Below are 23,325 nucleotides of genomic sequence, written 5' to 3' on the forward strand. Positions count from 1 at the left end.
ACCCGACCGGAATGCGCTGGTGAGCCGCTTCCCGGGACCACCCGCCCGGGCCGCTCGCGGTCGGCGGGGCGGAGGCGCTACTGCGGCCGCGCGGCCAGGCGCCGGTACAGCCGACGGCTGATCGGCGCCTCCACCAGTCGGAAGGACGCCCAGGCCATCCCCACGCTCAGGACCAGGCCGAGGACGGCGAGCGCGGCGACCGGCACGCCTGCCGCCCGGAGGAACGCCAGGATCGGGAAGTGCCACAGGTAGAACCCGTAGGACATCTTCCCCAGCCAGATCAGCGCCGGGTGCTTCAACGGGCGGGCCGCGCGGGAGTCCGGCCGCAGACCCAGGTGCCCCACGATCACGGTCGAGCTCACCGCGATGACGGTGTACCCCACCGTCCACATCAGGGCGTCGCCCTGCTGCGGGCGGTGGAAGACCAGCCACGCGAGGGCCACCAGCAGGGCCACCGGGAAGGCCCGGGCCAGCCACCGGGCCAGCCGCTCGCGGTCCATCGTCCGGATCAGGCAGCTGAGCAGGCAGCCGTAGAGGATGAAGTCGATCCGGGTGTCCGTGCCGTTGTAGATGCGGACGGTGGGACCGTCGACGAGGAGCACCCGGATTCCCAGCGCCAGCACGCACCCAGCGGCGGTGACCCAGGCGAGCACCCGAGCGGGGTCGGCGCGGCGGCGCACGGCGACGGCCAGGGCGGCCAGGCAGACCAGCGGCCACACCAGGTAGAACTGCTCCTCGACGCTGAGCGACCAGGTGTGCGTCAGCGTTCCCAGTTCCCCGCCGAACGCCCGGTACCAGTTCCCGACGTAGAAGAGGACGGCCGCCATGGCCGTCCAGGACGGGCCCGTGGGGGTCAGCGCCGTGAGCACCGCGACGGCGGCCAGCACCAGGAGGATGGCGGGCAGCAGCCGGATGGCGCGGCGGCCGTAGAAGCGGGGCAGGTCGATCGTCCCGTTCCGGCTGATCTCGGTGAGCAGCAGGCCGGTGATCAGGTAGCCGCTCAGTGCGAAGAACAGGTAGAGGCTGACGTCGCCGCCGGGCAGCAGATCCGGCACGACGTGCGCGTACAGGACGGCGATCGCCGCCGCGCCGCGCAGGCCGTCCAGCGCCGGCTTGTAGCCGAACTCGGCGACCACCTTGTCCTGGGCGGCGTGCTGGCGGGGCAACGGCAGGGCGCTGTGCTCGTCCCGCCGCTCCAGGTCCATGGCGCGGGATCCTGCCGGGCGCGGATGGGCCCGGCCAACTCCGGCCGGGCGGACCTCCTCCCAGCGGGGGTGGCGGCCGCGGCTCGCCACTGCGCGCCGTGCGCCCACGTGACCGGTCGGTGACACGCGCGGAGCCCGGTGCGGCGTGATGCCGTGCTCACAACGGGGAAGCCGACCGGGCGCTGTCGCGTTGCTCCGGACAACCGACTCTGAGAGGCCCGTTCCATGCGCATCCCGCTGTCCGTCCTCGACCTCGCCCCGATCGCCCGCGGGGAGACCGCGACCAGCAGCATCGCGGCCAGCGTCGCCCTCGCCCAGCGCGCGGAGCAGCACGGCTACCGGCGGGTCTGGTACGCCGAGCACCACAACATGCCGACGATCGCCTCCTCTGCGACCAGCGTGCTGATCGCGCACGTCGGCGCGCAGACCAGCACCATCCGGCTCGGCGCCGGCGGGGTGATGCTGCCCAACCACTCGCCGCTGACCATCGCCGAGCAGTTCGGCACGCTCGACGCGATGTACCCCGGCCGGATCGACCTCGGCCTGGGCCGGGCCCCGGGCTCCGACCAGGCCACCATGTACGCGCTGCGCCGCGACCCGAACTCGGCCGACACGTTCCCGCAGGACGTCGTGGAGCTCCAGGGCTACCTGACCGGGGAGTCGCGGGTGCCGGGCGTAGACGCCGTCCCCGGCAAGGGCTCGGACGTGCCGCTGTACGTCCTCGGCTCCTCGCTGTTCGGCGCCCGCTTGGCCGCCGCGCTCGGCCTCCCCTACGCCTTCGCCTCCCACTTCGCGCCGCAGGCGCTGGAGGCGGCGGTCAGCACCTACCGCCGGGAGTTCCGCCCGTCCGCGCAGCTGGCCGAGCCGTACGTGATCGCCGGGGTGAACGTCGTCGCCGCGGACAACGAGGACGACGCCCGGCAGGCGCTCGCGGCGGTCCGGCGCGGCCTCGCCGTCGGGCTGTTCGGCCGTGGCGGCTCGTTCACCGACGAGGAGGCGGACCTGCTGCTCCAGCAGGGCGCCGGGCACCACGTGAGCACGATGCTCACCCACACCGCGGTCGGCACCGGGGACCAGGTCCGCGACTTCCTCCTCCGCTTCCAGGAGCGGGCCGACGCCGACGAGCTGATCGTCGCCTTCCAGTCACCGACCCCCGAGGGCCGGCTGCGCGCGGTGGAGCTCACCGCCGAGGCGATGGAGTCGGTTCCCGCCTGAGCCTCAGGCGCTGGGCCGGGCGCCGCCGATGAAGCCGCTCCAGCGCATCGAGGACACCCGGACGGCCGAGCCGCTCTGCGGGGCCTCGAGGACCTGGCCGTCGCCGAGGTAGAGGGCGACGTGGTGGATGGTCGAGGGGCTGCCGGTGTCCGTCGCCCAGAACACCAGGTCACCGCGCTGCAGGTCGGCGCGGGGCACCGTGGGCAGCGCGCCGTACTGGGCGCTGGAGTTGCGGGGCAGGCTGATCCCCGCCTGGGCGTAGGCGTACCTGGTCAGACCCGAGCAGTCGAAGCCGACGATCCCGGCGTCGACGCCGAAGCCCATGCTCGGCCCGCTCAGCGAGCCGCCGCCCCAGGCGTAGGTGGTGCCCAGCCAGCGCCGCGCGGACGCGATCGCCGTCTCCACGGCCGAGCCGTCGGCGCTGCCCGCGGTGGTCGCCGGGCGGCCGGCGGCGAGCGCGCGGGTGGCCGGCGCCGCGGCGGACGACGAGGCTGCCGGTCGCGGTGCGGGCCGGGCGGCCGCGGCGGCCCGCTGCTCGGCGGCGGCCTGCTCGGCGGCGTACTGGCGGGCGGCGGCCCGGGCCCCCTCCAGGCCGAGCAGGGCCTGCTGCGCCTGCTGGAGCTGCGCCTCGACGGTGGCCTGCTGGGTCGCGAGCTCGGTGGCCTGGGCCCGCGCCGCGACCTCGAGCTGCTCCGCGGCGGCCAGCGCCCGTGCGGCCTCGTCCTTGAGGGCAGCGGCCGCGTCGAGGGCGGTCCGTGCCTCGGCGTCGGCCGCGGCGGCCTGCTGCTGGGCGGCGGTGACCAGGAGGACGACGTCGGCCCGGTGGGTGCCGGCGGCGTCGAGGAGGGCGGCCCGCTCCAGCATCTCGGCGGGGCCGCCGGAGGTGGTGAGCGCCCTCAGCCCGGGGGAGGTGCTGCCCTCGATGTAGCTCTGCCGGGCGAAGGTGGCGACGTCGGCACGGGCGGCGGCCAGGTCGGCGTCGGCCTGCGCGGCGGCTGCGGCCGCGGCGTCGGCGGTGGCCTGCGCGGCCTCGTACTCGGCCTGCTTGCCCTGGAAGGCGTCGAGCGCGATGGCGGAGCCGGCCCGGGCGGCGTCCACCTCGGCCTGGGCGGTGGCCAGCTGAGCGGAGAGGGCGCCGACCCGCTGCGCGGCGGCGTCCTGCTCCTGCTGGGCGGCGCCGATCTGCGCGTCGCTCGGGGCGATCGGCGCCGCGGTGGCCACGCCCGGGGCGACGACCAGGAGGACGGCGGAGACGGCGACCATCCCGGCAACGCGGCGGACCCGAGGTGCTGCCGACGGTCGGCCCGTGCCGATCTGCGTGCTCACTGGTCCGCTCCTCGCGCTCTGCCCGGCCACCCGATCGGGTGACCCGACGCAGTGATCGACGCGGAGCGCGCGCTCCTTGAGCGCCGGAGAGCAATGAGTTGCGATAAGCATGCTCTTGGCCGACCGTGCCTTCTGCGCGAGCGGAGGTGGTGTCAGCCCCGAGAGCACGTCGGCCGGGACGGCGGACCGTCCCGCGGTCTGCCAGTGTGATCGTCCGTGACCTCGGACGACGACGCCGCGCTGCCCGATCCCCTGCGGTCCCTCCTGCGCGAGCTCCACCTGCTGGCCCCCGACCGGCTGGCCGAGCGGATCGCCGTGCACGCCGGCAGCCTCGGGTTCCGGGAGACCGTGATCTACCTGGTGGACTACGAGCAGATCCTCCTCCAGCCGCTGCGGGGGGAGGGTGTGCCGGAGCGGCAGGAGCTCAGCGTCGAGGGATCCGTCGCCGGCCGCTGCTTCCGGACGGTGCAGACGCTGCGCACCCGCGCTCCCGCCGGCGGGCACCGGCTGTGGGTGCCGCTCCTCGACGGTGTCGAACGGCTCGGCGTCGTGGAGGTCCTCGCCGAGCGGTGGAGCGGCGAGCTGGAGGAGACCGCCAAGGCCTACGTCTCCCTGGTCGCCGAGGTGCTGGTGGTCAACGACGCCTACACCGACATCTTCAGCCGGCTCCGCCGGCGCAAGACGCTGAGCCTCGCGGCCGAGATCCAGTGGGAGCTGCTGCCGCCGATGACCTTCGCGACCGACCGGGTCGTCATCTCCGGTGCCCTGGAGCCCGCGTACGACATCGGCGGCGACAGCTTCGACTACGCGGTCAACGGGCCGACCGCCGACGTCCTGGTGCTCGACGCGGTCGGCCACGGGCTGCCCGCGTCGCTGCTGGCCAGCGCGGCGATCGGCGCCTACCGGCACGCCCGCCGGGAGATGCGCGACCTGCCCGACATCTCCGCGGCCGTCAACCGGGTGGTCGCCGAGAACTTCACCGGCAGCCAGTTCGCCACGGCGGCGATCGTCCGGCTGGACCTGGACACCGGGCGGCTGCGCTGGGTCAACGCCGGGCACCCCGAGCTGCTGGTGCTGCGCGAGGGGGCCTTCGTGCGCCCGCCGGCGTGCCGGCCGCACCCGCCGCTCGGCCTGCAGGCGAGCAAGCCCGACGTCTGCGAGATGCAGCTGCACCCCGGCGACCGCGTGCTGATCCACAGCGACGGCATCGTCGAGGCGCGCTCGGTGGAGGGGGAGTTCTTCGGCGAGGAGCGGCTGGCCGACTTCGTCATCCGGGCCGGGGCGGCCGGCGACGCGGCACCGGAGACCCTGCGCCGGCTGATGCGGCAGGTGCTCGAGCACCAGGGCGACCAGTTGCAGGACGACGCCAGCATCGTCGTCCTCGAGTGGCTCACCGGAACTCCGCAGCAGCTCCTGCCCTGACCGGCGGGCCACGGGCGTTACCTTCCCGGCCATGCCCGCCGACGTCCCCGCCCTGCCCACCGCCGAGCTGCACGTGCACATCGAGGGCACGCTGGAGCCGGAGCTGGCCTTCCGGCTGGCCGAGCGCAACGGGGTGCGGCTGCGGCACGCCGGCCTGGAGGAGCTGCGCCGGGCCTACTCCTTCAGCGACCTGCCGTCGTTCCTGGACCTGTACTACGAGCTGACGGCGGTGCTCCTGCAGCCGCGGGACTTCACCGACCTGGCCGAGGCGTACCTCGCCACGGCGGCGGCCCAGGGCGTGCGGCACGCCGAGGTCTTCGTCGATCCGCAGGCGCACCTCGGCCGGGGAGTGCCGCTGGAGGTCGTCCTGGACGGGCTCGCCGAGGCGTTCCGGACGGCGGAGGAGCGGCACGGGCTCAGCGCCCGGCTGATCGTGTCCTTCCTGCGGGACCGGGACCCGGCGGAGGCCGAGGCGCTGGTGCCCCGGCTGCGCCCCTGGCACGACGTGGTCATCGGCGTCGGCCTGGACAGCGCGGAGGTCGGCTTCCCGCCCGAGCCGTTCGCCCGGGCCTACGCGCTCGCCGCCGACGACGGGCTGCACCGGGTCGCGCACGCGGGGGAGGAGGGCCCGCCGGAGTACGTGGTGGGGGCGCTGGACCGGCTCGGCGTCGAGCGCATCGACCACGGCATCCGCAGCCTGGAGGCCCCGGCGCTGGTCGCCCGGCTGGCCGAGGAGCAGATCGGGCTGACGGTCTGCCCGCTGTCGAACGTGGCGCTGCGCTGCGTCGACGACCTCGCCGACCACCCGCTGCGCCGGATGCTGCAGGCGGGCCTGCGCGCGACGGTCAACTCCGACGACCCGGCGTACTTCGGCGGCTACCTGCACGACAACACCGCCGCCGTCACCCGGGCGCTCGGGCTGACCGCCGACGAGCGCCGGGTGCTGGCCGAGAACAGCTTCCGGACGAGCTTCCTGCCCGAGCCCGAGCAGGCCCGCCACCTCGCCGAGCTGGCAGCGACCGGCGCCTGACGGTCAGCGGTCCCGGTGCTCGGCGACCAGCCGACGGGGTGCCCGGGCCTCCCACGCCTCGTCCAGCAGCTCGGCCAGCTCATCGACCTCGATGGCGTCCAGCCGGACGAGCACCGCGGGGTAGCCGTCGAAGTGCGCGGTGGTGAAGTAGACGTCGGGGCTGTCGGCGATCAGGGCGTCCCGGGCGCCCACGTCGGGCACCTGGACGGCGAGCACCGGGCCGGTCGGAGCCCGCTCGCCCAGCTCGGCCAGGTCCTTCCCGCGCAGCGGCCGCTCCCAGGCGAACGCCTTGTCCCGCACCCGCCAGCTGCGCGCCTGCTCGTAGGTCGGGCGCTCGGTGGTCTCGGGCAGGGCCCGAGCGAGCCGGTCGACGTCGTCCCAGGTGGCCATGGCCGGACCGTACGGTCACCCGGTCGTCCTGCCCAGGCTGTGTCGCACGGAGGAGGACCGCCCGGAGAGGATGGCCGGCGTGAACGTCTTCACCGACTACGCGGAGATCCACTGGGTCGCGATCAACGACGAGATGGTCACCGTGCAGACCGTCGACGCGGCCGGCACGCGGGAGACCCACGTGCTGTCGGTGACCGAGGCGCTGGCCCAGTTCAAGGTGAAGTACCCGTTCGTCGACGACGCGATGGCCGCCGAGCTCTTCGCCCGCGGTGGCTGACGAGCGGCCCGGGGTCCCGCGCCGGGCGAGGGCGACCTCACGGAAGGGCCGACCACCCGCGTGGCGTTGGACCAGGTGTGACGCTCCGCTTCCTCGTCCTCGGCGACTCCCTGGCCTCCGGCACCGGCGCAGCGCGCCCCCAGGACACCCTGGGTGCCCGGCTGACCCGGGAGCTGGAACGCGCGGGCCACGCCGTCGACCTCGCCGTGGTCGCCGTGCCCGGGGCCACCTCGCTCGACCTCGCCGCCCAGGTGCGCCGTGCCGGTGCCCGGCACCCCGACGCCGAAATCGCCCTGCTGGTGATCGGCGCCAACGACCTCACCCGGCAGGTCCCGCCGGTGCGGGCCGCCGCGGAGCTGGGTGCCGCGGTGGGGCAGCTGCGGCAGCGGGGTACCGACGTCCTCGTCGTCCCCACCCCGGACATGAGCTCGGTGGCCTGGGTGCCGCCGGCCTTCCGGAGCGTCGTCGCCGGCATCTGCGACCAGGCCCGCGCGAGGCAGATCCGCGCCGCGGAGGCGGCCGGTGCCGCGGTCGCCGTGGTGGCCCCCGAGGTCTCGCGCCGCTTCGCCGCCGAACCGGCGCTGTTCTCCGCCGACCGGTTCCACCCCTCCTCCGCCGGCTACGCGCTGGTCGCCGAGGCGCTGGCGCCGCACCTGCTGGACCTGGCGGCCCGCCGGGACGAGAACGCGGCCTGAGCTACCCGACGTCGACGACCAGGGCGCGGTGGTCCGACAGCGGCAGCGAGGCCGCCCACGTCCCGGTCACCCGCCCGAGCTCACCGCGCAGCAGCACGTGGTCCAGCTGCCGGTCGGGGACGTCGACGGGGAACGTCAGCCCGCCGGCCAGCGGCCGCCACCCGGTCACCCGGGCCGGCGTCGGCGGCGTCATGTTCAGGTCGCCCATGAGCACCAGCGGCCCGGGGAACGTCGCGAGGTCCCGGCGCAGCCGGCGCAGCTGCACCCGGTTCCAGCCGGGCACGAACGACAGGTGCGTGTTCACCACGGTGAGGTCGCCCCGTGGCGTCTCGACCACACCGACCAGGGCGGCGCGCGGCTCCTCGTCGACCACGATGACCTTCCGCGGGCCGGGCAGCCACATCGGGAAGGTGAAGGGGATGGCCGGCAGGCGGACCACCTGCCAGGAGCGCACCGGGTACCGGGAGAGCAGCGCGATGCCGTACGTCGCCGTCCCGGGCTGCTCCGCACCGGTCGCGGCCGTCCAGGTGGCGCCCGGCGTGCCGGCGATCGCGGCGGCGAAGTGGGAGTCCGCCGCGCCCATGGCGTCCGCGGCCACCGCGGTCAGGTCGGCCAGGTGCGAGCGGGGCTGGTCCCGGTCCACCTCCTGGAGGGCGAGGACGTCGGCGTCGAGGTCCTTCACCGCGGTGGCGAAGCGGTCGACGTCCACGCGGTCGTCGGCCGGCGAGCGTCCGTGCAGGATGTTGAAGGTCGCGAGGCGCACGCGTGAGCGCTACCCGGTCGGGTAGCTCCACACCCCGAGATCGCCCGCCGAGCCGAGGAGTCCGATTGCCCGCCGAACGGGATGCCCTGCGGACCGCGCTGAAGCGCACCGCCTCCGCCCTCAAGTCCGACGGCGTGCCCTTCGCCCTGGCCGGTGGCTACGCGCTGTGGGCGCACGGCGCCCCGGAGTCGGAGAACGACGTCGACTTCGTGATCGCCGAGGAGGACACCGAGCGCGCGGCCAACGTGCTCGAGAGCGCGGGCTTCGAGGTGACCCGGCCGCCGGAGGACTGGCTGTTCAAGGTCGGCTGCGACGGCGCGACGGTCGACGTCCTGCACCGGATCGTCGGCGAGCCGGTGATGCCGGAGCTGCTGGAGCGGTCCGAGGAGATGGACCTGCTCGGCATCCGGCTCCCGGTGCTGCCGGCCACCGACCTGCTGTCGAGCAAGCTGCGGTCGATGACCGAGCACTACTGCGACTTCGGCCGGCTGCTCCCGCACGTCCGCGCGGTGCGTGAGCAGCTGGACTGGGAGCGGCTGCGCAAGGAGGTGGCGGAGAACGACTTCGCCGTCGCCTTCCTCTTCCTCGCCGACCGGCTGGGCATCAGCAGCGACTGACCCACCTCACCTGGACGGGGTGGACGTGCCCCGTGCGGGCGGCGCGGGGTCAAGGACGTCCGCCCCGGTGCCCATCCCCGGGGCATGGGGCGGCAACGCCGCCTACGCGCTGCACTACCAGCACCAGCTGGCCGCGGCCCGGCCGTTCTGGCCGGACCTCGGCCGGATGGCGTCCTACCCGCTGGCCTACGTGGCCCTCGTGCTCATGCTGCGCAGCCCGGTGCGGCGGCTGGCGGTCAGCACCTGGGTCGACGGTGTGGTCGCCGGGCTGACCGCGGCGGCGTTCGGCGCCGCGTTCGCCGTGGGTGCCGTGCTCGACGCCACCGAGGGCAGCCCGGCGGCGGTCGCGACCAGCCTCGTCTACCCGATCGGCGACACCCTGCTGCTGATCCTGGTGCTCGCCTCGATCACCGTGCTCGGCCGGGGCGCCGGGTGCCACCTGGTGGTGGCTGAGCGCGGGGATGGCGCTGTCCGCCCTCACCGACGTGGTGTACGTGCTGCGGGTCGCGCGGGACGCCCACTCCGGCGGCACGGTGCTCGACCTCGGCTGGGGCGCGGCGTTCCTGGCTGTGGTGCTGGTGCTGGTGGCCGAGGGCGTCGAGGACGTCGCGACCGTCGCCGCGCTCGCCGACCTGGACTGCGACGTGGCGCAGGGCTACCACGTCAGCCGCCCGTTGCCGCCCGAGCAGCTGGAGGCGTGGCTGGCACCCGCAGCGGCATCGGCTCACCCGCCGTCGCCGGCTGAGACGACGACCAGGCCGGCACCCGGAGTGGTGCCGGCCTGGCGATGTGCTGGAGCGGCCCCCTTGCAGGGCCCCGCCGCGAGCTTGCGAGCGGAAGGGGGCGAGGGGTCCTCTCGCTAGCTCGTCGGCACGGCGCCGGCGCGCAGGGCGCCGAGCAGGTCGTGGTTGAGCCGGCTGATGGTCTCCATCGAGATGCCCTTCGGGCACACCGCGGAGCACTCACCGATGTTGCTGCAGCCACCGAAGTCCTCGGCGTCCTGCTGCGCGACCATCCGCAGCACGCGCATGTCCCGCTCGGGCTGGCCCTGGGGGAGCAGCCCGAGGTGGGAGACCTTGGCGGCGGTGAACAGCATCGCCGAGCCGTTGGGGCAGGCGGCGACGCAGGCACCGCAGCCGATGCAGGTGGCCGCGTCGAACGCCGCGTCGGAGTCCGTCTTCGGCACGGGCGTGGCGTGCGCGTCCGGGGCGGTCCCGGTCGGGGCGCTGATGAACCCGCCCGCGGAGATGATCCGGTCGAGGGCCGACCGGTCGACGACGAGGTCCTTGACGACCGGGAAGCCACCGGAGCGCCACGGCTCGATGTCGATCACGTCGCCGTCCTTGAACGACCGCATGTGCAGCTGGCAGACGGTCGCCTGCTCCGGGCCGTGCGCGATGCCGTCGATCATCAGACCGCAGGAGCCGCAGATGCCCTCGCGGCAGTCGTGGTCGAAGGCCACCGGGTCGTCGCCGTCGAGGATCAGCTTCTCGTTGAGCACGTCGAGCATCTCGAGGAACGACATGTCGGGCGAGACGTCGGTGACGTGGTAGGTCACCATCTCGCCCTTCTGCGTCCGGTCCAGCTGCCGCCAGACCTTCAGGGTCAGGTTCATCACTTGTAGCTCCGCTGTGCGAGGTGGACGTACTCGTACTCGAGGGCCTCGCGGTGCAGCACCGGCGGGGACCCGTTCGGGGTGTACTCCCAGGCGGCGACGTAGGCGTAGTTCTCGTCGTCGCGCAGGGCCTCACCCTCGGGTGTCTGGCTCTCGGCCCGGAAGTGGCCGCCGCAGCTCTCGTTGCGGTGCAGGGCGTCGACGCACATCAGCTCGGCCAGCTCGATGAAGTCCGCGACCCGGCCGGCGTGCTCGAGGTTCTGGTTGAAGCGCCCCTGCTCGCCGGAGACCTTCACGTTGGTCCAGAACTCCTGCCGGATCTCCGGGATCCGGTCCAGCGCCTTGCGCAGGCTCTCCTCGGAGCGCTCCATGCCGCACAGGTCCCACATGAGCTTGCCCAGCTCGCGGTGGAACGAGGCGACGGTGCGGGTGCCGTTGATCGACAGCAGCCGCTCGGTCTGCGCGCGCACCGACTGCTCTGCCTCGACGACCGCCGGGTGGGTGCCGTCGAACTTCGGGAACGGCCCGGCGGCCAGGTAGTTGCTGATCGTGTTCGGCAGCACGAAGTACCCGTCGGCCAGGCCCTGCATCAGGGCGCTGGCGCCCAGGCGGTTCGCGCCGTGGTCGGAGAAGTTGGCCTCACCGATCACGAACAGGCCCGGGATGGTCGACTCCAGGTCGTAGTCGACCCACAGCCCGCCCATCGTGTAGTGCACGGCCGGGTAGATCCGCATCCCGGTCTCGTACGCGTCCTCCCCGGTGATGCGGTTGTACATGTCGAAGAGGTTGCCGTACTTGGCCTCGATCGTCTGGCGGCCCATCCGCTGGATCGCGTCGGTGAAGTCGAGGTAGACGCCCAGCCCGCTCGGCCCGACGCCGCGGCCCTCGTCGCAGACGTTCTTCGCCTGGCGGGAGGCGATGTCGCGGGGCACCAGGTTGCCGAAGGCCGGGTACTTGCGCTCGAGGAAGTAGTCGCGGTCGTCCTCGGGGATCTCCCGCGGGTCGCGCTCGTCGCCCCGCTCCTTGGGCACCCAGACCCGGCCGTCGTTGCGCAGCGACTCGCTCATCAGGGTCAGCTTCGACTGGTAGTCGCCGCTGACCGGGATGCAGGTCGGGTGGATCTGCGTGTAGCAGGGGTTGGCGAACAGCGCGCCCCGCTTGTGCGCCCGCCACGCGGCGGTCACGTTGGAGCCCTTGGCGTTGGTCGACAGGTAGAAGACGTTGCTGTACCCGCCCGAGGCCAGGACGACGGCGTCGGCGAAGTGGCTGCTGATCGCGCCGGTGATCAGGTCCCGGACGACGATCCCGCGGGCCCGCCCGTCCACGACGATCAGGTCGAGCATCTCGGTGCGCGGGTGCTGCTCGACGTTGCCCAGCCCGATCTGCCGCTCCAGCGCCTGGTATGCGCCGTACAGCAGCTGCTGGCCCGTCTGGCCGCGGGCGTAGAAGGTGCGCGACACCTGGGCGCCGCCGAAGGACCGGTTGTCCAGCAGGCCGCCGTACTCGCGGGCGAAGGGCACGCCCTGGGCCACGCACTGGTCGATGATGTTCGTGCTCACCTCGGCCAGGCGGTACACGTTGTCCTCGCGGGACCGGAAGTCCCCGCCCTTGACCGTGTCGTAGAACAGCCGGTGCACGCTGTCGCCGTCGTTGCGGTAGTTCTTCGCGGCGTTGATCCCACCCTGCGCGGCCACGCTGTGCGCCCGCCGCGGGCTGTCCTGGAACCAGAAGTTCTGGACCCGGTAGCCCATCTCGGCGAGGGTCGCCGCGGCCGAGCCACCGGCCAGGCCGGTGCCCACGACGATGATCGACAGCCGGCGGCGGTTGGCCGGGTTGACCAGCTTGGCGCGGAACTTGCGCTCGTCCCAGCGCTTGTCGATCGGGACGTCGCGGGGTGCCTTGGTGTCGGCGATGGGTTCGCCGACGGTGAAGAGGTCGAGGGGCATGTCGGTTCCCGTCAGTCGATCAGGCCGAAGGCGATGGACAGCGGCACGAGCAGGAAGCCCGCGGTGAGCAGCGTGGCGATGACGTAGGCGATCCCGTTGACCGCGCGCTCGCGGCGCTTGTTGGTCTGACCGAGGGTCTGGGTGGCGGCGAAGATGCCGTGCCGCAGGTGCAGGCCGAGCAGCACCATGGCGAGCACGTAGAAGAGGGTGATCGGGATGTTCGAGAAGCTGGCGACCAGCCGCTCGTAGGGCGTGGTGCCCGTGCCGGCGGGGTTCACGGCGCCGAAGGTCAGGTCGAGGATGTGCCAGATGACGAAGAGCAGCAGGATCACCCCGCCCCAGCGCACGGTGCGCGAGGCGAAGCTCTGCTGCACCCGCTTCTTCGTGACGTAGGCGACCGGGCGGGCCCGGCGGGCCTGCCGCCACAGCGAGATGGCCGCCCAGAAGTGGCCGACCACCGAGGCCAGCAGCACCAGCCGGATGATCCACAGCACAGTGCCCTGCGGCGCGGCGGGCTCGCCTATCGTGCGGATCCAGTGCGAGTACTCGTTGAACTCGTCCGCGCCCCCGAAGGCGTGCAGGTTCCCGATCATGTGCGCGATCAAGTAGAGGATCATGATGATCCCGGTGACCGCCATGACGGTCTTCTTGACGACCGAGTTGCTGAACCGCCCGGTCTTCGGGGCCCTGCGCTGGGGTTGCTGCGTCGTCACTGTCGCCACAACCTCACAAGGTATTCCCCTTGCACACGCCACACCCAGCCATGGCGTCGTGACACGGCTCATGTAAGGGGACCCTTCCCAGGTCCCGGGCCGGTGACGGGCGGGTGGTGCCCGGCCGGTTGCCCGGCCGCCGTGACCGGCCCGTGACCGGCGGGCTCCGGACCCGGGGGGAGACACGGCCGACGGCCGGGAGGAAGATCGGGCGCGACCGGACGTCGGGGCACCCCGGAGGTGCCCTACCGAGAGGACGGGCACGTGCCAGGACCCACCCGCGGCTTCCTCGGCCGCCGGCGCACGACCAGCGACCCCCGGCTGCCCCCGGGGCAGTACGACGTCGGCGGCGACTGGCCGGTGCTCACCGCCGAGCCGACACCCCGGATCAGCCCGGAGACGTGGTCGATCACCGTCGACGGGGAGGTCGAGAACCCGACCACCTGGAGCTGGGAGCAGGCGCACGCGCTGCCGGCGTCGGCCTACCGCGGTGACATCCACTGCGTGACGACCTGGTCGAAGTTCGACACCCACTTCTCCGGCATCAGCGTCGACTCGCTGCTGGAGGTGGCCCGGCCGACCGCCGAGGGGCGGTTCGTCATGGCCACCTCGAAGACGGGCTACACCACCAACCTGCCGATCGAGGACGTCACCGGCGGCCGGGCCTGGCTGGTGTGGGAGTTCGACGGGCAGCCGCTGCCGATCGAGCACGGCGGCCCGGTGCGGATGCTGGTGCCGCACCTGTACTTCTGGAAGAGCGCCAAGTGGATCCACACCATCACGGTGATGAAGCGGGACCAGCCCGGCTTCTGGGAGCGCAACGGCTACCACGACCGGGGCGACCCGTGGAAGCAGCAGCGGTACCAGGGTGATTGAGGAAGGGGCCGGCGAGCCGCCGGTCGCCCGGCTCGGCGGGACAGCGGCGCCGGTGGGCGGCTGGCGGACGGCGACCGTCGCCGGCGTGCGCCGTCCGGTCGCGCGCTCGGTGCAGCTGCGGCTGGACGTGCACGACCGGGTCGACCACCTGCCCGGCCAGCACTACGTCGTCCGGCTGACCGCGGAGGACGGGTACACCGCGCAGCGGTCCTACTCGGCGGCCACCGCGCCGGGCGACCCGCTGGTCGAGCTGTTCGTCGAGCGGCTGGCCGACGGCGAGGTGTCGACCTACCTCGCCGACGTGGTGGAGCCGGGGGACGAGCTGGAGGTGCGCGGGCCGATCGGCGGCTGGTTCGTCTGGGACGGCGCGACCCCGGCGCTGCTGGTCGGTGGCGGCACGGGCGTGGTGCCCCTGGTGGCGATGATCCGGCACGCCCGCGACCTCGGGCGGCCGGACCTGCTCCGGGTCGCCGTCTCCAGCCGCACGCTCGCCGAGCTGCCCTACGCCGACGAGCTGGCCGCCGCCGGGGCGCTGGTCGTGCTGACCCGCGAGGCGCACGGCATCCGGCCGGCCGCGCGGATGACGGGGATGGATCTGTTCCCGCTGGTGGAGCCGGGCCAGACCGCGTACGTCTGCGGATCGGCCGGCTTCGCCGAGGCGGCCAGCCAGCTGCTCGTGGAGCTCGGCGTGCCGCCGTCGTCCGTGCGGGTGGAACGGTTCGGTCCCTCGGCGCTGCTGGACGCCGGGCGCTGAGACCGGGGCCTCGCGGGGCTTCGGTCAGGTGAGGCTAACCTCAGCTCCTCGCTGTCGATCATGAGGAGCTCCCGTGCGACGCACGTCCCGTCTCGTCCCCCTCGCCGTCCTGGCGCTCGCCACCGGGCTCAGCGCCTGCGGCGGGTCCGACGACGGCGCCGCGCCCGCGGCGGAGCCGTCAGCCGCCGCCGACGCCTTCCCGGTCACGATCGAGCACAAGTTCGGCACCACGGAGATCCCCGAGGAGCCCGCTCGGGTGGTCACGGTCGGCTTCAACGACGAGGACTTCGTGCTGGCCCTCGGGGTGACCCCGGTCGGCGTGCGCGAGAACCTCGGGGACTACGACGCCCCACGCCGTCCCTGGGCGACGGAGCAGCTGGCCGGGGCCGAGCTGCCCACCGTCGGAGGCGAGGAGCTGGCACTGGAGCAGATCGCCGCGCTGGAGCCCGACCTGATCGTCGGGGTCTACTCCTTCATCGACCAGGCGGTCTACGACCAGCTGTCCGGCATCGCGCCGACCCTTGCGCAGACCGACGAGTACGCCGACGGAGCCACCCCCTGGCAGGAGCAGACCCTGCTCACCGGCCGGGCGCTCGGCCGCGAGGACCAGGCGCAGCAGCTGGTCGACGAGGTGGAGGGCCGGTTCGAGCAGGCGACGAGCGAGCACCCCGGGTTCGCCGGCACGTCGCTGGCCGTGGACCTGACCGGCGTCGGCTCCGGCCACTACGCGCTCGGCCGGGACGACCTGCGCACCCAGTTCTTCACCGACCTGGGCTTCACCGTCCCCGAGAGCAGCACCGACGTCAGCCAGGAGCGGCTGGACCTGCTCGACGCCGACGTCCTCGCCGTCCTCGGGTACACGCCGGAGGACGCGGCGGCCGACACGTTGTTCTCCGGTCTCGACGTCGTCATCGAGGACCGCACGGTCCTGCTGGGCGGCTACAGCGGGGACGTGGCCGCCGCGCTCGGCTTCGGCAGCCCGCTGTCGCTGCCCTACCTGCTGGACGCCGTCGTGCCGGCGCTGGCCGCCGCGTCCGACGGCGACCCGGCGACGGCAGTCCCGGCGCTCGGCTAGGCGCCCGGCGCCGCGCCCAGGCCGGCGGGCTTGCCGGGGGTGAACAGCCAGGTCTGGAACAGCTCGTCGAGCTCCTGGCCGGACACCGCCTCGGCGTGGGCGGTGAAGTCCGCCGTCGTCACCGCCTCGCCGGCCCGGGAGGACACCCACTCGCGGACGATCGTGGCGAACACGTCGTCGCCGACCGCGGTGCGCAGCGCGTGCAGCGTCATCGCGCCGCGGGTGTAGACGGCCGCGCTGAACAGGTCCTCCAAGGCGGGTCCGGGGTCGCCGGGCAGGTCCTCCCACAGCGGTGACTCCGGCGGCAGCGCGGCGAGCTCGTCGAACGTCTGCTGGGCGGTCAGCGCTCCCTCGCGCTCCAGCCACAGCCACTCGGCGTAGGTGGCGAAGCCCTCGTTCAGCCAGAAGTGCTGCCACCCGGCGATCCGGACCAGGTCGCCGGTCCACTGGTGGGCCAGCTCGTGCACGACGACGACGTCGCCGGACAGTTGGTCGGTGAAGAACAGCGGGCTGTAGATCGGCCGGGTCTGCGTCTCGAGCGCGAACGCCAGCGCGGGGTCGTCGTCGACGATCCCACCGGCCGTCTCGAACGGGTACTCGCCCAGCCAGTCGGCCAGCCAGCCGACGATCTCCGGCTGCCGGGCGAACGAGGCGGTGGCGATCTCGCCGGCGCTCAGGGCGCCGTCGACCGGGGTGGACAGGTCGGGGTCGAGGGCGTCCCAGTAGCGGATGCCGTCGGCCTCGTACTCGCGCACGTCGAACTCGCCGATCGCCAGGGTCACCAGGTAGGTGGCCATCGGCTCCGCGGCCTCCCAGCGCCACGTCGTCCACCCGTCGGCGGTGGACTGCCCGGTCAGCGCGCCGTTGGAGATGGCCTCGAGGCCCTCGGGCACCGTCGCGGAGACCGACACGGTGGCGGGGTCCAGCGGGTGGTCGTTCGCCGGGAACCAGGTGTCGGCCCCGTCGGGCTGGCCCGCGACGACCGCGCCGTCGTCGGTGTGCAGGAACCCGGAGACGTCCGGCAGGGTCTGCGGGACGCCGGAGTAGGTGACCACGGTGGTGAACTCCTGGCCGCCCTCCAGTGGCTCGGCGGGCGTGATCGTGAGCTCTCCGCCGTCCCGGGTCCAGGTCGCGTCGTCGTCCCCGACCGTCACCGCGGAGACCGTGAGCCCCTGCAGGTCCAGGTTGAACGACGAGAGCGCCTGGGTCGCCGCCGCCTCGATCGTGGCGGTGGCGGTGAGCTCGTCGGTCGCCGGGTCGTAGCGCAGGGCCAGGTCGTAGTGGTCGACGTCGTACCCGCCGTTGCCGTCCAGCGGGTAGTACGGATCGCCGATGCCCGACGCGCCGGGCGCTGCCGCCTCCTCGGCCAGCGCCGTGCCGGGCACGAGGGCGACGGCGACCGCGGTCACCGGCAGCAGGACGAGACGGCGACGGACCATGAGCACTCCCCGGGGACGACGGTGGCGAGGAGGGGACGGTAGGACGCCGTCGTGATCATGGCGACAGGACGGCGCACGGCTCGGCACGTCGTGACGTCGCGCAGTCGCACCGGAACGCCGTGCCCGCGTGTCCGCTGTCGGCGGCCGCGCCGGTCTGCTGGGGTGGCCGCGGAGGTGCCGGTGATCGAGATCGACGGACTGACCAAGCGGTACCGCTCCCGGACGGCGGTCGACGACCTGACCGTCCGGATCGAACCCGGCCGGGTCACCGGCTTCCTCGGCCCCAACGGCTCGGGCAAGACCACGACGATGCGCTGCGTGCTCGGCCTGACCCGGCCGACCCGGGGGACGGCGACGGTCCTCGGTGTCCCCTACGCCGAGCTGGACGAGCCGATGCGCTGCGTCGGCGCGCTGGTCGACCCCCGGGCCCGGCACCCCGGGCGCACCGCGCGCAACCACCTGCTGGCTCTCGCGCAGAGCAACGCGCTGCCCGCGGCGCGGGTCGACGAGGTGATCGAGGTGGTCGGGCTGGAGGCGGTGGCCGACGAGCGGGTCCGCGGCTTCTCGCTCGGGATGGGCCAGCGGCTGGGCATCGCGGTGGCGCTGCTCGGGGACCCCGAGGTGCTGCTGTTCGACGAGCCGGTCAACGGCCTGGACCCCGACGGCATCCGGTGGGTGCGGGAGCTGCTGCGCGACCTCGCCGCCGAGGGCCGCACCGTGCTGGTGTCCAGCCACCTGATGAGCGAGATGGAGGACACCGCCGATCACCTGGTGGTGCTCGGGCGCGGCCGGTTGCTCGCCGACCTGCCGATGTCCGAGCTGCTCGGTGCCGACGCCGTCGTCCGGGTGCGCAGCCCGCGGCTCGCGGAGCTGGCCGGTGCGCTGCAGCGGGCCGGCGCCGAGGTGGCGGCCGATCCGGACGGCAGCCTGGCCGTCCGCGGCCTGCACCTGGCGGAGGTCGGGGACGTCGCCTTCGCCGTGGGGGCGCGGGTGCACGAGCTCAGCCGGACGACGTCGTCGCTGGAGGCGGCGTACTACGCGCTGACCGGCGAGGACGTCGAGTACCGGGCGGGGGAGCGGTGAGCGCCGGGGTGGCGGCCACCGCGGTGCTGCACAGCGAGTGGACCAAGCTGCGTTCGCTGCGCTCCAGCTGGTGGTGCGCGGCGCTGTACGTCCTCCTCGCCGGCGGGCTCGGGTGGCTGACGTCGTCGACCTTCGGGTCGGCGGACCGCGCGGACGACGCGGTGCGCATCTCGCTGGTCGGCTTCGGCTTCGCGCAGTTCGTGGTCGTCGCGGTCGCCGTGGTCGCGTCCGCGGGGGAGTTCGCCACCGGCGCGGTGCAGTCCTCGCTGGCCGCCGTGCCGCGCCGGGTGCGCTGGCTGGCCGCCAAGACCCTCGTGCTCGCCGGTGCGGTCGCCGGGCTCACCGCCGTCCTGGCGCTGACCTGCTGGCTGGGCGCCCGGGTGCTCACCGCGGTGCCCGGCGGGGTGCCGCTGACCGCGCCCGGGGTGCCCCGGGCGCTGCTGCTGCAGGTCGCCGCGGCGGCGCTGACCGCGGTGCTGGCGGTCGGGCTGGGGGCGCTGCTGCGCTCGACGGCCGGTGGCGTGGGGGTGGGCTCGGCGCTGGTCTTCCTGCTGCCGCTGCTGCTGCCGTTGTTCGGGAGCACCGGGGAGCGGCTGTCCGAGGCGATGCCCGTGCTGCGGGTCGGCGGTGACCCGTTCCTGGTCTCGGGCACCGGCTGGGCCGTCGGGCTGGCGGTCACCGCCGCCTGGGCCGTCGGCGTCTGGACGCTGTCCGCCGTCCTGCTGGTCCGCCGCGACGTCTGAAGCGCGGCCGTTCCAGCACGTCACCTCGGGGGTAGGCCGCGCTGGTGGTGAACGCGCGCGAGGAGCTGGGCGACAGCCAGGGGCCGACCGAGGACCAGCTGCAGGAGGCCTTCGACACCATCGTCAGCGAGGGCGCCCAGCGGCTGCACCGGACCTGGCGGGAGGTGCTCACCACCGGGCTCGCCGGCGGGCTGGAGATCGGCTTCGGCGTCGTCCTGCTCTTCGCGGTGTACGCGGAGACCGGCAGCCACCTGCTGGCCGGGCTCGCCTTCGGGGTGGGCTTCGTCGCGCTGATGCTGGCCCGCAGCGAGCTGTTCACCGAGGGCTTCCTGGTGCCGGTGACGGCCGTGGTCGCCGGCCGGGCCAGCGTCGCCCAGCTGGGCAAGCTCTGGGGCGGCACGCTGGTGGCCAACCTGGTCGGTGGCTGGCTGCTGATGTGGGTCGTCGTCCACGCGCTGCCGGACCTGCGCCCGACGGCGGTCGAGAGCGCGACCACCTTCGTCACCGCGCCGCTGGACCTGGAGTCGGCCGCGCTGGCCTCCCTCGCCGGGATCGCGATCACCCTGATGACCCGCATGCAGCACGGCACCACGTCCGACCCGGCCAAGATCGTGGCGGCCTTCGCCGGCGGCCTGGTGCTGGCCGGCCTGCAGCTGTTCCACTCCATCCTGGACTCGCTGATCATCTTCGCGGCGCTGCACACCGGCGCACCGTTCGGCTACGGGGACTGGCTGGCCTGGTTCTGGTACACGACGCTGCTCAACATGGCCGGCGGCCTCCTGGTGGTGACGCTGCTGCGCCTGGTGCGGAGCAAGGACATGATCCAGGAGGAGCGGGCCGAGGCCGGGGCCTGACGAAGGACCACCCTCCTCTCCACGCCTCGCGGGCTCGGCGCGGGCTCCTGGAGGGTGGCCGCCCGGTCCCTACCGGGTGGCCCGTCGGATCGCCGTCACGTAGCGGTCCAGCGCCAACGACTGCACCCGGTGGCTCACCGGCCCGCCGAGCCGGGACAGCGGGGTGGCGAGCCGGGAGAACGCCCGCAGCGAGTAGACGACGTCGCCGTCGGGCTCCAGCGTGACCACGAAGGACTCCTCGCCGCTCTCCGGGTGCCCGGGCAGCGTGCCGTAGCCGAACCCCCGCCGGTCCGGCTCGTCGAGCACCCACACCACCCGGCAGGGGACGTCCAGCCCCAGACGGCGCAGCCCCGCCGTCATCAGGACGACGGTGCCCGGGGTGCTCGCCGGGCCGCTCGCCTCGATCCGCAGCCCGGCGGCGCGCTGCGCGGTCCAGCGGAACACCGCCGCGGCGGCCCGGTCGAACGCCTCGCGGCCGTGGCCCACCACAGCGGACCGCTCGACGTGGTCGTAGCCGGCCGGCAGCGCGCCGTCCCGGGTGGCGCCCACCTCGGGGTAGGTGAACGGCGCGGCGGCCAGGCGCTCGAGGGTGGTGCGGCGGAGGAGTCCCACCCGGTCAGTCTGCGGGACGGGCGGGTAGGTGCCCGGCATGGGGACGGCGCTGGTGGTGGGGGCGGGCAGTGCGATCGGGACGGCGGTCGCGGCGACGCTGGCCGGGTGCGGTCACGAGGTCCTGGGCTGGGGGCGGGACCCGGCGCGGCTGGCGGCCGCCGGGGTCCGCGGGGACGTCGTCGACCTGCGGCGTCCCGACCAGGTGCGGGCCGCGCTGGACCGGCTGCCCGACCGGCTGTCGGTCGTCGTGTACGCGGCGGGCCTGTTCGACTGGGCGCCGGCCGACCGTGGGGACCCCGAGGTGTGGGACGAGCTGCTCGCGGTGAACCTCGCGGCGGCGATGCGGGTGACCCGGGGGGTCCTGCCCGCGCTGGTCGCCGCGGCGCCGTCGTCCCTGGTCCTCCTCGGCTCGGGCGCGGCCCGCACGCCCTTCGCCGGCAACCCGGCGTACGTCGCGAGCAAGCACGGCCTGGCCGGGTTCGCCCGGTCGGTCTTCCTCGACGTCCGGGACCGGGACGTCGCGGTCACCCTGCTCTCGCCGGGCCTGGTGGCGGCCGGCGCCGGGCTGCGCGCCCCGGGGGTGCGCCCGGAGCAGCTGCTCCAGCCCGCGGACGTCGCCGACGCGGTCCGCTGGGTGGTCGGCACCCCGCCCCACGTCTGTCCCGTGGAGGTCGAGCTGCAGCCCCAGCGCACCCCGTAGGCTGCGGCGCACTGTGCTCACCTCGGTCACCGCCACCCGGTACGTCACCCCGATGAGGGAGGGCGGCTCCCTGCCCGGCCTGATGGAGGCCGACGACCTCGGCACGTACGTGGTCAAGTGGCGGGCCGCCGGGCAGGGCGTCAAGGTGCTCGCCGCCGAGGTGGTCTGCGGTGAGCTGGCCCGCCGGCTGGCGCTGCCGGTGCCGGTGCAGGTCACCGTCGACGTCGCCCCGGAGCTGGCCGTGGGCGAGCCCGACCAGGAGGTCCAGGAGCTGCTGCGCAACTCCGCCGGGCTCAACCTGGGCATGGACTACCTGCCCGGGGCGCTGGACTTCGAGGCCGGCGCCGCCCGGGTCGACCCCGAGCTCGCCGGCCGGGTGCTGTGGTTCGACGCGCTGGTGGGCAACGTCGACCGGTCCTGGCGCAACCCGAACATGCTGTTCTGGCACGGCCGGCTGCAGCTGATCGACCACGGGGCGGCCCTGACGTTCCACCACCACTGGCCCGGCGCCGCCGCGGCGGTCACCCGCCCCTACGACGCGGGCCAGCACGCCCTGGTCGAGTGCGCCGCCGACATCGCGGCCGCCGACGCGGCGCTGGCTCCGCGGATCACCCGGGCGCTGCTCACCGAGGTGCTCGCCCTCGTCCCGGACGCCTGGCTGGAGGGGCCGTCCCCGGACGAGCCCGCCGACGGGGTGCGCGCCCGGTACGTCGACCAGCTGCTGGCCCGGCTCGACGCCCGGCACGCCTGGCTGCCCGGCGTGGTCGCCGCGGCGGCGGCCGGCGGGGCCGGGCGGCGGAGCGCGCCGCGGGGGGAGAACCGGCCGGCCTGGCTGGGGCCGCCCCCGCCGGAGGGGGTGACGCAGCGGTGAGCGCCCGGGCTGTGACATCGAGGGACACCTTCGAGTACGCCGTGCTGCGGGTGGTGCCACGCGTGGAGCGCGGCGAGTCGCTCAACGCCGGGGTGCTCGTGTACTGCCGGCAGCGCGACTACCTCGGCTCGCGCGTGCACCTGGACGTCGACCGGCTGCGGGCCCTCGACCCGACCGCGGACCCCGCGGCGATCGGCGCGGCGCTGCAGGCCGCCGCCGACGTGTGCTCGGCCGCGGTGGGAGCCGGGGCGGCCGGGCGGGAGGCGCTGGGGTCGCGGTTCCGCTGGCTGACGGCGCCCCGGAGCACCGTCGTCCAGCCCGGCCCGGTGCACACCGGGCTCACCGCGGACCCCGACGCCGAGGCCGACCGCCTGCTACGCCTGCTGGTGCTCCCGCTCGAGGGCTGACCCGGGGGCCGGGCGGTCCGCGGGCGGCCCGGGCAGGTACCGGGCGGGGCGCAGCCGGCCGGCGACGATCACCGGCACCGCCAGCCAGGTGATCGCGCCGAGCAGCTTGGTGCCGTCCTCGACGATGCTGACCTCGGACTCGGCGACCTCGTCGAACGCGGCGGACACCCCGAGCAGGGCGAAGCCCAGCAGGAAGGCGGCCGTGGCTCCCGGCCGGCCGCCGCACAGGAACAGGAGGAGCAGGAGGGCTCCGGCGACGGCGTACAGCGCTACGAACCAGGACTGCGGGATGCCGTTGTCCGGGCCGGCGAACACGTGCAGCTGCAGGGCGTCGTCCGTGGCGAGGACCCCGGTGAACAGCGCCAGGGCGCCCAGCCGGGTGCGGTCCTGGGGCGAGAGCCAGGCGACGAGCAGCGAGAGCCCCGCAGCGGCTGCCCACACCATGCCGTTGAGCAGGCTGATCGACCCCGAGTACCACGGCAGGTCGCCGAGGGCGGAACCGTCCCAGGTGAACACGGCCACCGGGACGCCGAAGCGGTCGGCCACCAGGACCAGGGCAGCCAGGACCAGCAGGCCCGACGTCAGGGCGCCGGCGATCGGTTTCCAGGCCGGGACGTGCCGCTCGCCCGGGCGACGCTCGTCCTGGGGGGAGGGGTGGCGGCGCACGCGATCACTCTAGGTGACCCGTCGCGTGCCA

Annotated in this window: 27 protein-coding genes; 16 read left to right on the forward strand and 11 right to left on the reverse strand. The window is 74.2% G+C overall.

The features are described from left to right. Positions 1–77: 77 nt before the first annotated feature. Positions 78–1,205: an acyltransferase family protein gene (locus HL189_RS01375; protein ID WP_369131904.1), complete on the reverse strand. Its 1,128-nt coding sequence runs from the start codon at positions 1,203–1,205 to the stop codon at positions 78–80. Between the two features lie 225 nt (positions 1,206–1,430). Here HL189_RS01375 and HL189_RS01380 point away from each other — a divergent pair, with 225 nt between their 5' ends. Then, on the forward strand, positions 1,431–2,420 hold the full coding sequence (locus HL189_RS01380; RefSeq protein WP_369131905.1) for an LLM class flavin-dependent oxidoreductase: 990 nt from the start codon (positions 1,431–1,433) through the stop codon (positions 2,418–2,420). 3 nt (positions 2,421–2,423) lie between these two features. On the opposite strand, the gene HL189_RS01385 is transcribed toward HL189_RS01380, so the two are convergent. Next, positions 2,424–3,746: a C40 family peptidase gene (locus HL189_RS01385; protein ID WP_369131906.1), complete on the reverse strand. Its 1,323-nt coding sequence runs from the start codon at positions 3,744–3,746 to the stop codon at positions 2,424–2,426. Positions 3,747–3,962: 216 nt separating this feature from the next. Here HL189_RS01385 and HL189_RS01390 point away from each other — a divergent pair, with 216 nt between their 5' ends. Together HL189_RS01390 and HL189_RS01395 are read left to right on the forward strand one after the other, a co-directional pair. Next, positions 3,963–5,168 carry a PP2C family protein-serine/threonine phosphatase gene (locus HL189_RS01390; RefSeq protein WP_369131907.1) on the forward strand — a complete coding sequence of 402 codons (1,206 nt, stop codon included), beginning with the start codon at positions 3,963–3,965 and terminating at the stop codon, positions 5,166–5,168. 31 nt (positions 5,169–5,199) lie between these two features. Continuing rightward, positions 5,200–6,198 carry an adenosine deaminase gene (locus HL189_RS01395; RefSeq protein WP_369131908.1) on the forward strand — a complete coding sequence of 333 codons (999 nt, stop codon included), beginning with the start codon at positions 5,200–5,202 and terminating at the stop codon, positions 6,196–6,198. Positions 6,199–6,201: 3 nt separating this feature from the next. Here the strand turns inward: HL189_RS01395 and HL189_RS01400 are convergent, their stop codons facing one another. Continuing rightward, positions 6,202–6,588: an MmcQ/YjbR family DNA-binding protein gene (locus tag HL189_RS01400; RefSeq protein ID WP_369131909.1), complete on the reverse strand. Its 387-nt coding sequence runs from the start codon at positions 6,586–6,588 to the stop codon at positions 6,202–6,204. 79 nt (positions 6,589–6,667) lie between these two features. Here HL189_RS01400 and HL189_RS01405 point away from each other — a divergent pair, with 79 nt between their 5' ends. Continuing rightward, a complete protein-coding gene (locus HL189_RS01405) occupies positions 6,668–6,865 on the forward strand; it encodes a hypothetical protein (protein ID WP_369131910.1) in 198 nt (65 codons plus the stop codon). Positions 6,866–6,942: 77 nt separating this feature from the next. Next, a complete protein-coding gene (locus HL189_RS01410; protein ID WP_369131911.1) occupies positions 6,943–7,560 on the forward strand; it encodes an SGNH/GDSL hydrolase family protein in 618 nt (205 codons plus the stop codon). Between the two features lies 1 nt (position 7,561). Here the strand turns inward: HL189_RS01410 and HL189_RS01415 are convergent, their stop codons facing one another. Further along, a complete protein-coding gene (locus HL189_RS01415; protein ID WP_369131912.1) occupies positions 7,562–8,323 on the reverse strand; it encodes an endonuclease/exonuclease/phosphatase family protein in 762 nt (253 codons plus the stop codon). A gap of 65 nt (positions 8,324–8,388) precedes the next feature. Here HL189_RS01415 and HL189_RS01420 point away from each other — a divergent pair, with 65 nt between their 5' ends. Beyond that, positions 8,389–8,940: a nucleotidyltransferase gene (locus HL189_RS01420; RefSeq protein WP_369131913.1), complete on the forward strand. Its 552-nt coding sequence runs from the start codon at positions 8,389–8,391 to the stop codon at positions 8,938–8,940. A 186-nt stretch (positions 8,941–9,126) separates the two neighbouring features. Here HL189_RS01420 and HL189_RS01425 read toward each other — a convergent pair whose 3' ends face one another. Further along, entirely contained in the window at positions 9,127–9,264 is a 138-nt protein-coding gene (locus HL189_RS01425) for a hypothetical protein (RefSeq protein WP_369131914.1), read from the reverse strand. A 137-nt stretch (positions 9,265–9,401) separates the two neighbouring features. On the opposite strand from HL189_RS01425, the gene HL189_RS01430 reads away from it, so the two are divergent. Continuing rightward, positions 9,402–9,803 carry a hypothetical protein gene (locus HL189_RS01430; RefSeq protein ID WP_369131915.1) on the forward strand — a complete coding sequence of 134 codons (402 nt, stop codon included), beginning with the start codon at positions 9,402–9,404 and terminating at the stop codon, positions 9,801–9,803. On the opposite strand, the gene HL189_RS01435 is transcribed toward HL189_RS01430, so the two are convergent. Genes HL189_RS01435 through HL189_RS01445 form a run of 3 tightly spaced genes read right to left on the reverse strand, consistent with a single transcriptional unit; the run spans position 9,800 to position 13,214 of the window. Further along, on the reverse strand, positions 9,800–10,555 hold the full coding sequence (locus HL189_RS01435; protein WP_369131916.1) for a succinate dehydrogenase/fumarate reductase iron-sulfur subunit: 756 nt from the start codon (positions 10,553–10,555) through the stop codon (positions 9,800–9,802). The genes HL189_RS01430 and HL189_RS01435 overlap by 4 nt on opposite strands. Further along, positions 10,555–12,501 (reverse strand): fumarate reductase/succinate dehydrogenase flavoprotein subunit, encoded by a 1,947-nt coding sequence (locus HL189_RS01440; protein WP_369131917.1) that lies wholly within the window; start codon positions 12,499–12,501, stop codon positions 10,555–10,557. The genes HL189_RS01435 and HL189_RS01440 overlap by 1 nt, the downstream gene beginning before the upstream one ends. 11 nt (positions 12,502–12,512) lie before the next feature. Further along, the gene (locus HL189_RS01445) at positions 12,513–13,214 is read right to left on the reverse strand and encodes a succinate dehydrogenase cytochrome b subunit (protein WP_369131918.1); all 702 of its coding nucleotides are present in this window, start codon (positions 13,212–13,214) and stop codon (positions 12,513–12,515) included. A 264-nt stretch (positions 13,215–13,478) separates the two neighbouring features. Here HL189_RS01445 and HL189_RS01450 point away from each other — a divergent pair, with 264 nt between their 5' ends. The 3 genes from HL189_RS01450 to HL189_RS01460 all read left to right on the forward strand — a co-directional run bounded on the left by HL189_RS01450 (position 13,479) and on the right by HL189_RS01460 (position 15,919). Further along, positions 13,479–14,090 (forward strand): sulfite oxidase-like oxidoreductase, encoded by a 612-nt coding sequence (locus HL189_RS01450; RefSeq protein ID WP_369131919.1) that lies wholly within the window; start codon positions 13,479–13,481, stop codon positions 14,088–14,090. After that, the gene (locus HL189_RS01455) at positions 14,083–14,844 is read left to right on the forward strand and encodes an FAD-binding oxidoreductase (RefSeq protein WP_369131921.1); all 762 of its coding nucleotides are present in this window, start codon (positions 14,083–14,085) and stop codon (positions 14,842–14,844) included. The genes HL189_RS01450 and HL189_RS01455 overlap by 8 nt, the downstream gene beginning before the upstream one ends. 73 nt (positions 14,845–14,917) lie before the next feature. Continuing rightward, positions 14,918–15,919 carry an iron-siderophore ABC transporter substrate-binding protein gene (locus tag HL189_RS01460; RefSeq protein WP_369131922.1) on the forward strand — a complete coding sequence of 334 codons (1,002 nt, stop codon included), beginning with the start codon at positions 14,918–14,920 and terminating at the stop codon, positions 15,917–15,919. Here the strand turns inward: HL189_RS01460 and HL189_RS01465 are convergent. Further along, positions 15,916–17,358: a M1 family metallopeptidase gene (locus tag HL189_RS01465; protein WP_369131923.1), complete on the reverse strand. Its 1,443-nt coding sequence runs from the start codon at positions 17,356–17,358 to the stop codon at positions 15,916–15,918. The two genes, HL189_RS01460 and HL189_RS01465, sit on opposite strands and share 4 nt — an antisense overlap. Positions 17,359–17,538: 180 nt before the next feature. On the opposite strand from HL189_RS01465, the gene HL189_RS01470 reads away from it, so the two are divergent. The 3 genes from HL189_RS01470 to HL189_RS01480 are packed head-to-tail and all read left to right on the forward strand — an operon-like array spanning position 17,539 to position 20,038. After that, complete coding sequence (locus HL189_RS01470; RefSeq protein ID WP_369131924.1) at positions 17,539–18,441, forward strand: ATP-binding cassette domain-containing protein; 903 nt, start codon at positions 17,539–17,541, stop codon at positions 18,439–18,441. Then, complete coding sequence (locus HL189_RS01475) at positions 18,438–19,184, forward strand: hypothetical protein (RefSeq protein ID WP_369131925.1); 747 nt, start codon at positions 18,438–18,440, stop codon at positions 19,182–19,184. The genes HL189_RS01470 and HL189_RS01475 overlap by 4 nt, the downstream gene beginning before the upstream one ends. A gap of 44 nt (positions 19,185–19,228) precedes the next feature. Continuing rightward, positions 19,229–20,038 (forward strand): formate/nitrite transporter family protein, encoded by an 810-nt coding sequence (locus HL189_RS01480; RefSeq protein ID WP_369131926.1) that lies wholly within the window; start codon positions 19,229–19,231, stop codon positions 20,036–20,038. 69 nt (positions 20,039–20,107) lie between these two features. Here HL189_RS01480 and HL189_RS01485 read toward each other — a convergent pair whose 3' ends face one another. Continuing rightward, complete coding sequence (locus HL189_RS01485; protein ID WP_369131927.1) at positions 20,108–20,650, reverse strand: DUF1990 family protein; 543 nt, start codon at positions 20,648–20,650, stop codon at positions 20,108–20,110. Positions 20,651–20,687: 37 nt separating this feature from the next. Between HL189_RS01485 and HL189_RS01490 the strand changes: the two genes are divergently transcribed. Genes HL189_RS01490 through HL189_RS01500 form a run of 3 tightly spaced genes read left to right on the forward strand, consistent with a single transcriptional unit; the run spans position 20,688 to position 22,628 of the window. Continuing rightward, positions 20,688–21,350: an SDR family oxidoreductase gene (locus HL189_RS01490; RefSeq protein WP_369131928.1), complete on the forward strand. Its 663-nt coding sequence runs from the start codon at positions 20,688–20,690 to the stop codon at positions 21,348–21,350. 13 nt (positions 21,351–21,363) lie between these two features. After that, positions 21,364–22,221 (forward strand): HipA family kinase, encoded by an 858-nt coding sequence (locus HL189_RS01495; RefSeq protein ID WP_369131929.1) that lies wholly within the window; start codon positions 21,364–21,366, stop codon positions 22,219–22,221. Next, complete coding sequence (locus HL189_RS01500) at positions 22,218–22,628, forward strand: DUF3037 domain-containing protein (protein ID WP_369131930.1); 411 nt, start codon at positions 22,218–22,220, stop codon at positions 22,626–22,628. Before HL189_RS01495 ends, HL189_RS01500 begins: the two co-directional genes overlap by 4 nt. On the opposite strand, the gene HL189_RS01505 is transcribed toward HL189_RS01500, so the two are convergent. After that, positions 22,596–23,294: a hypothetical protein gene (locus tag HL189_RS01505; RefSeq protein WP_369131931.1), complete on the reverse strand. Its 699-nt coding sequence runs from the start codon at positions 23,292–23,294 to the stop codon at positions 22,596–22,598. The two genes, HL189_RS01500 and HL189_RS01505, sit on opposite strands and share 33 nt — an antisense overlap. Between the last annotated feature and the right edge of the window lie 31 nt (positions 23,295–23,325).

It is taken from the genome of Modestobacter sp. I12A-02662, assembly GCF_041028325.1.
Taxonomy (GTDB): Bacteria; Actinomycetota; Actinomycetes; order Mycobacteriales; family Geodermatophilaceae; genus Modestobacter.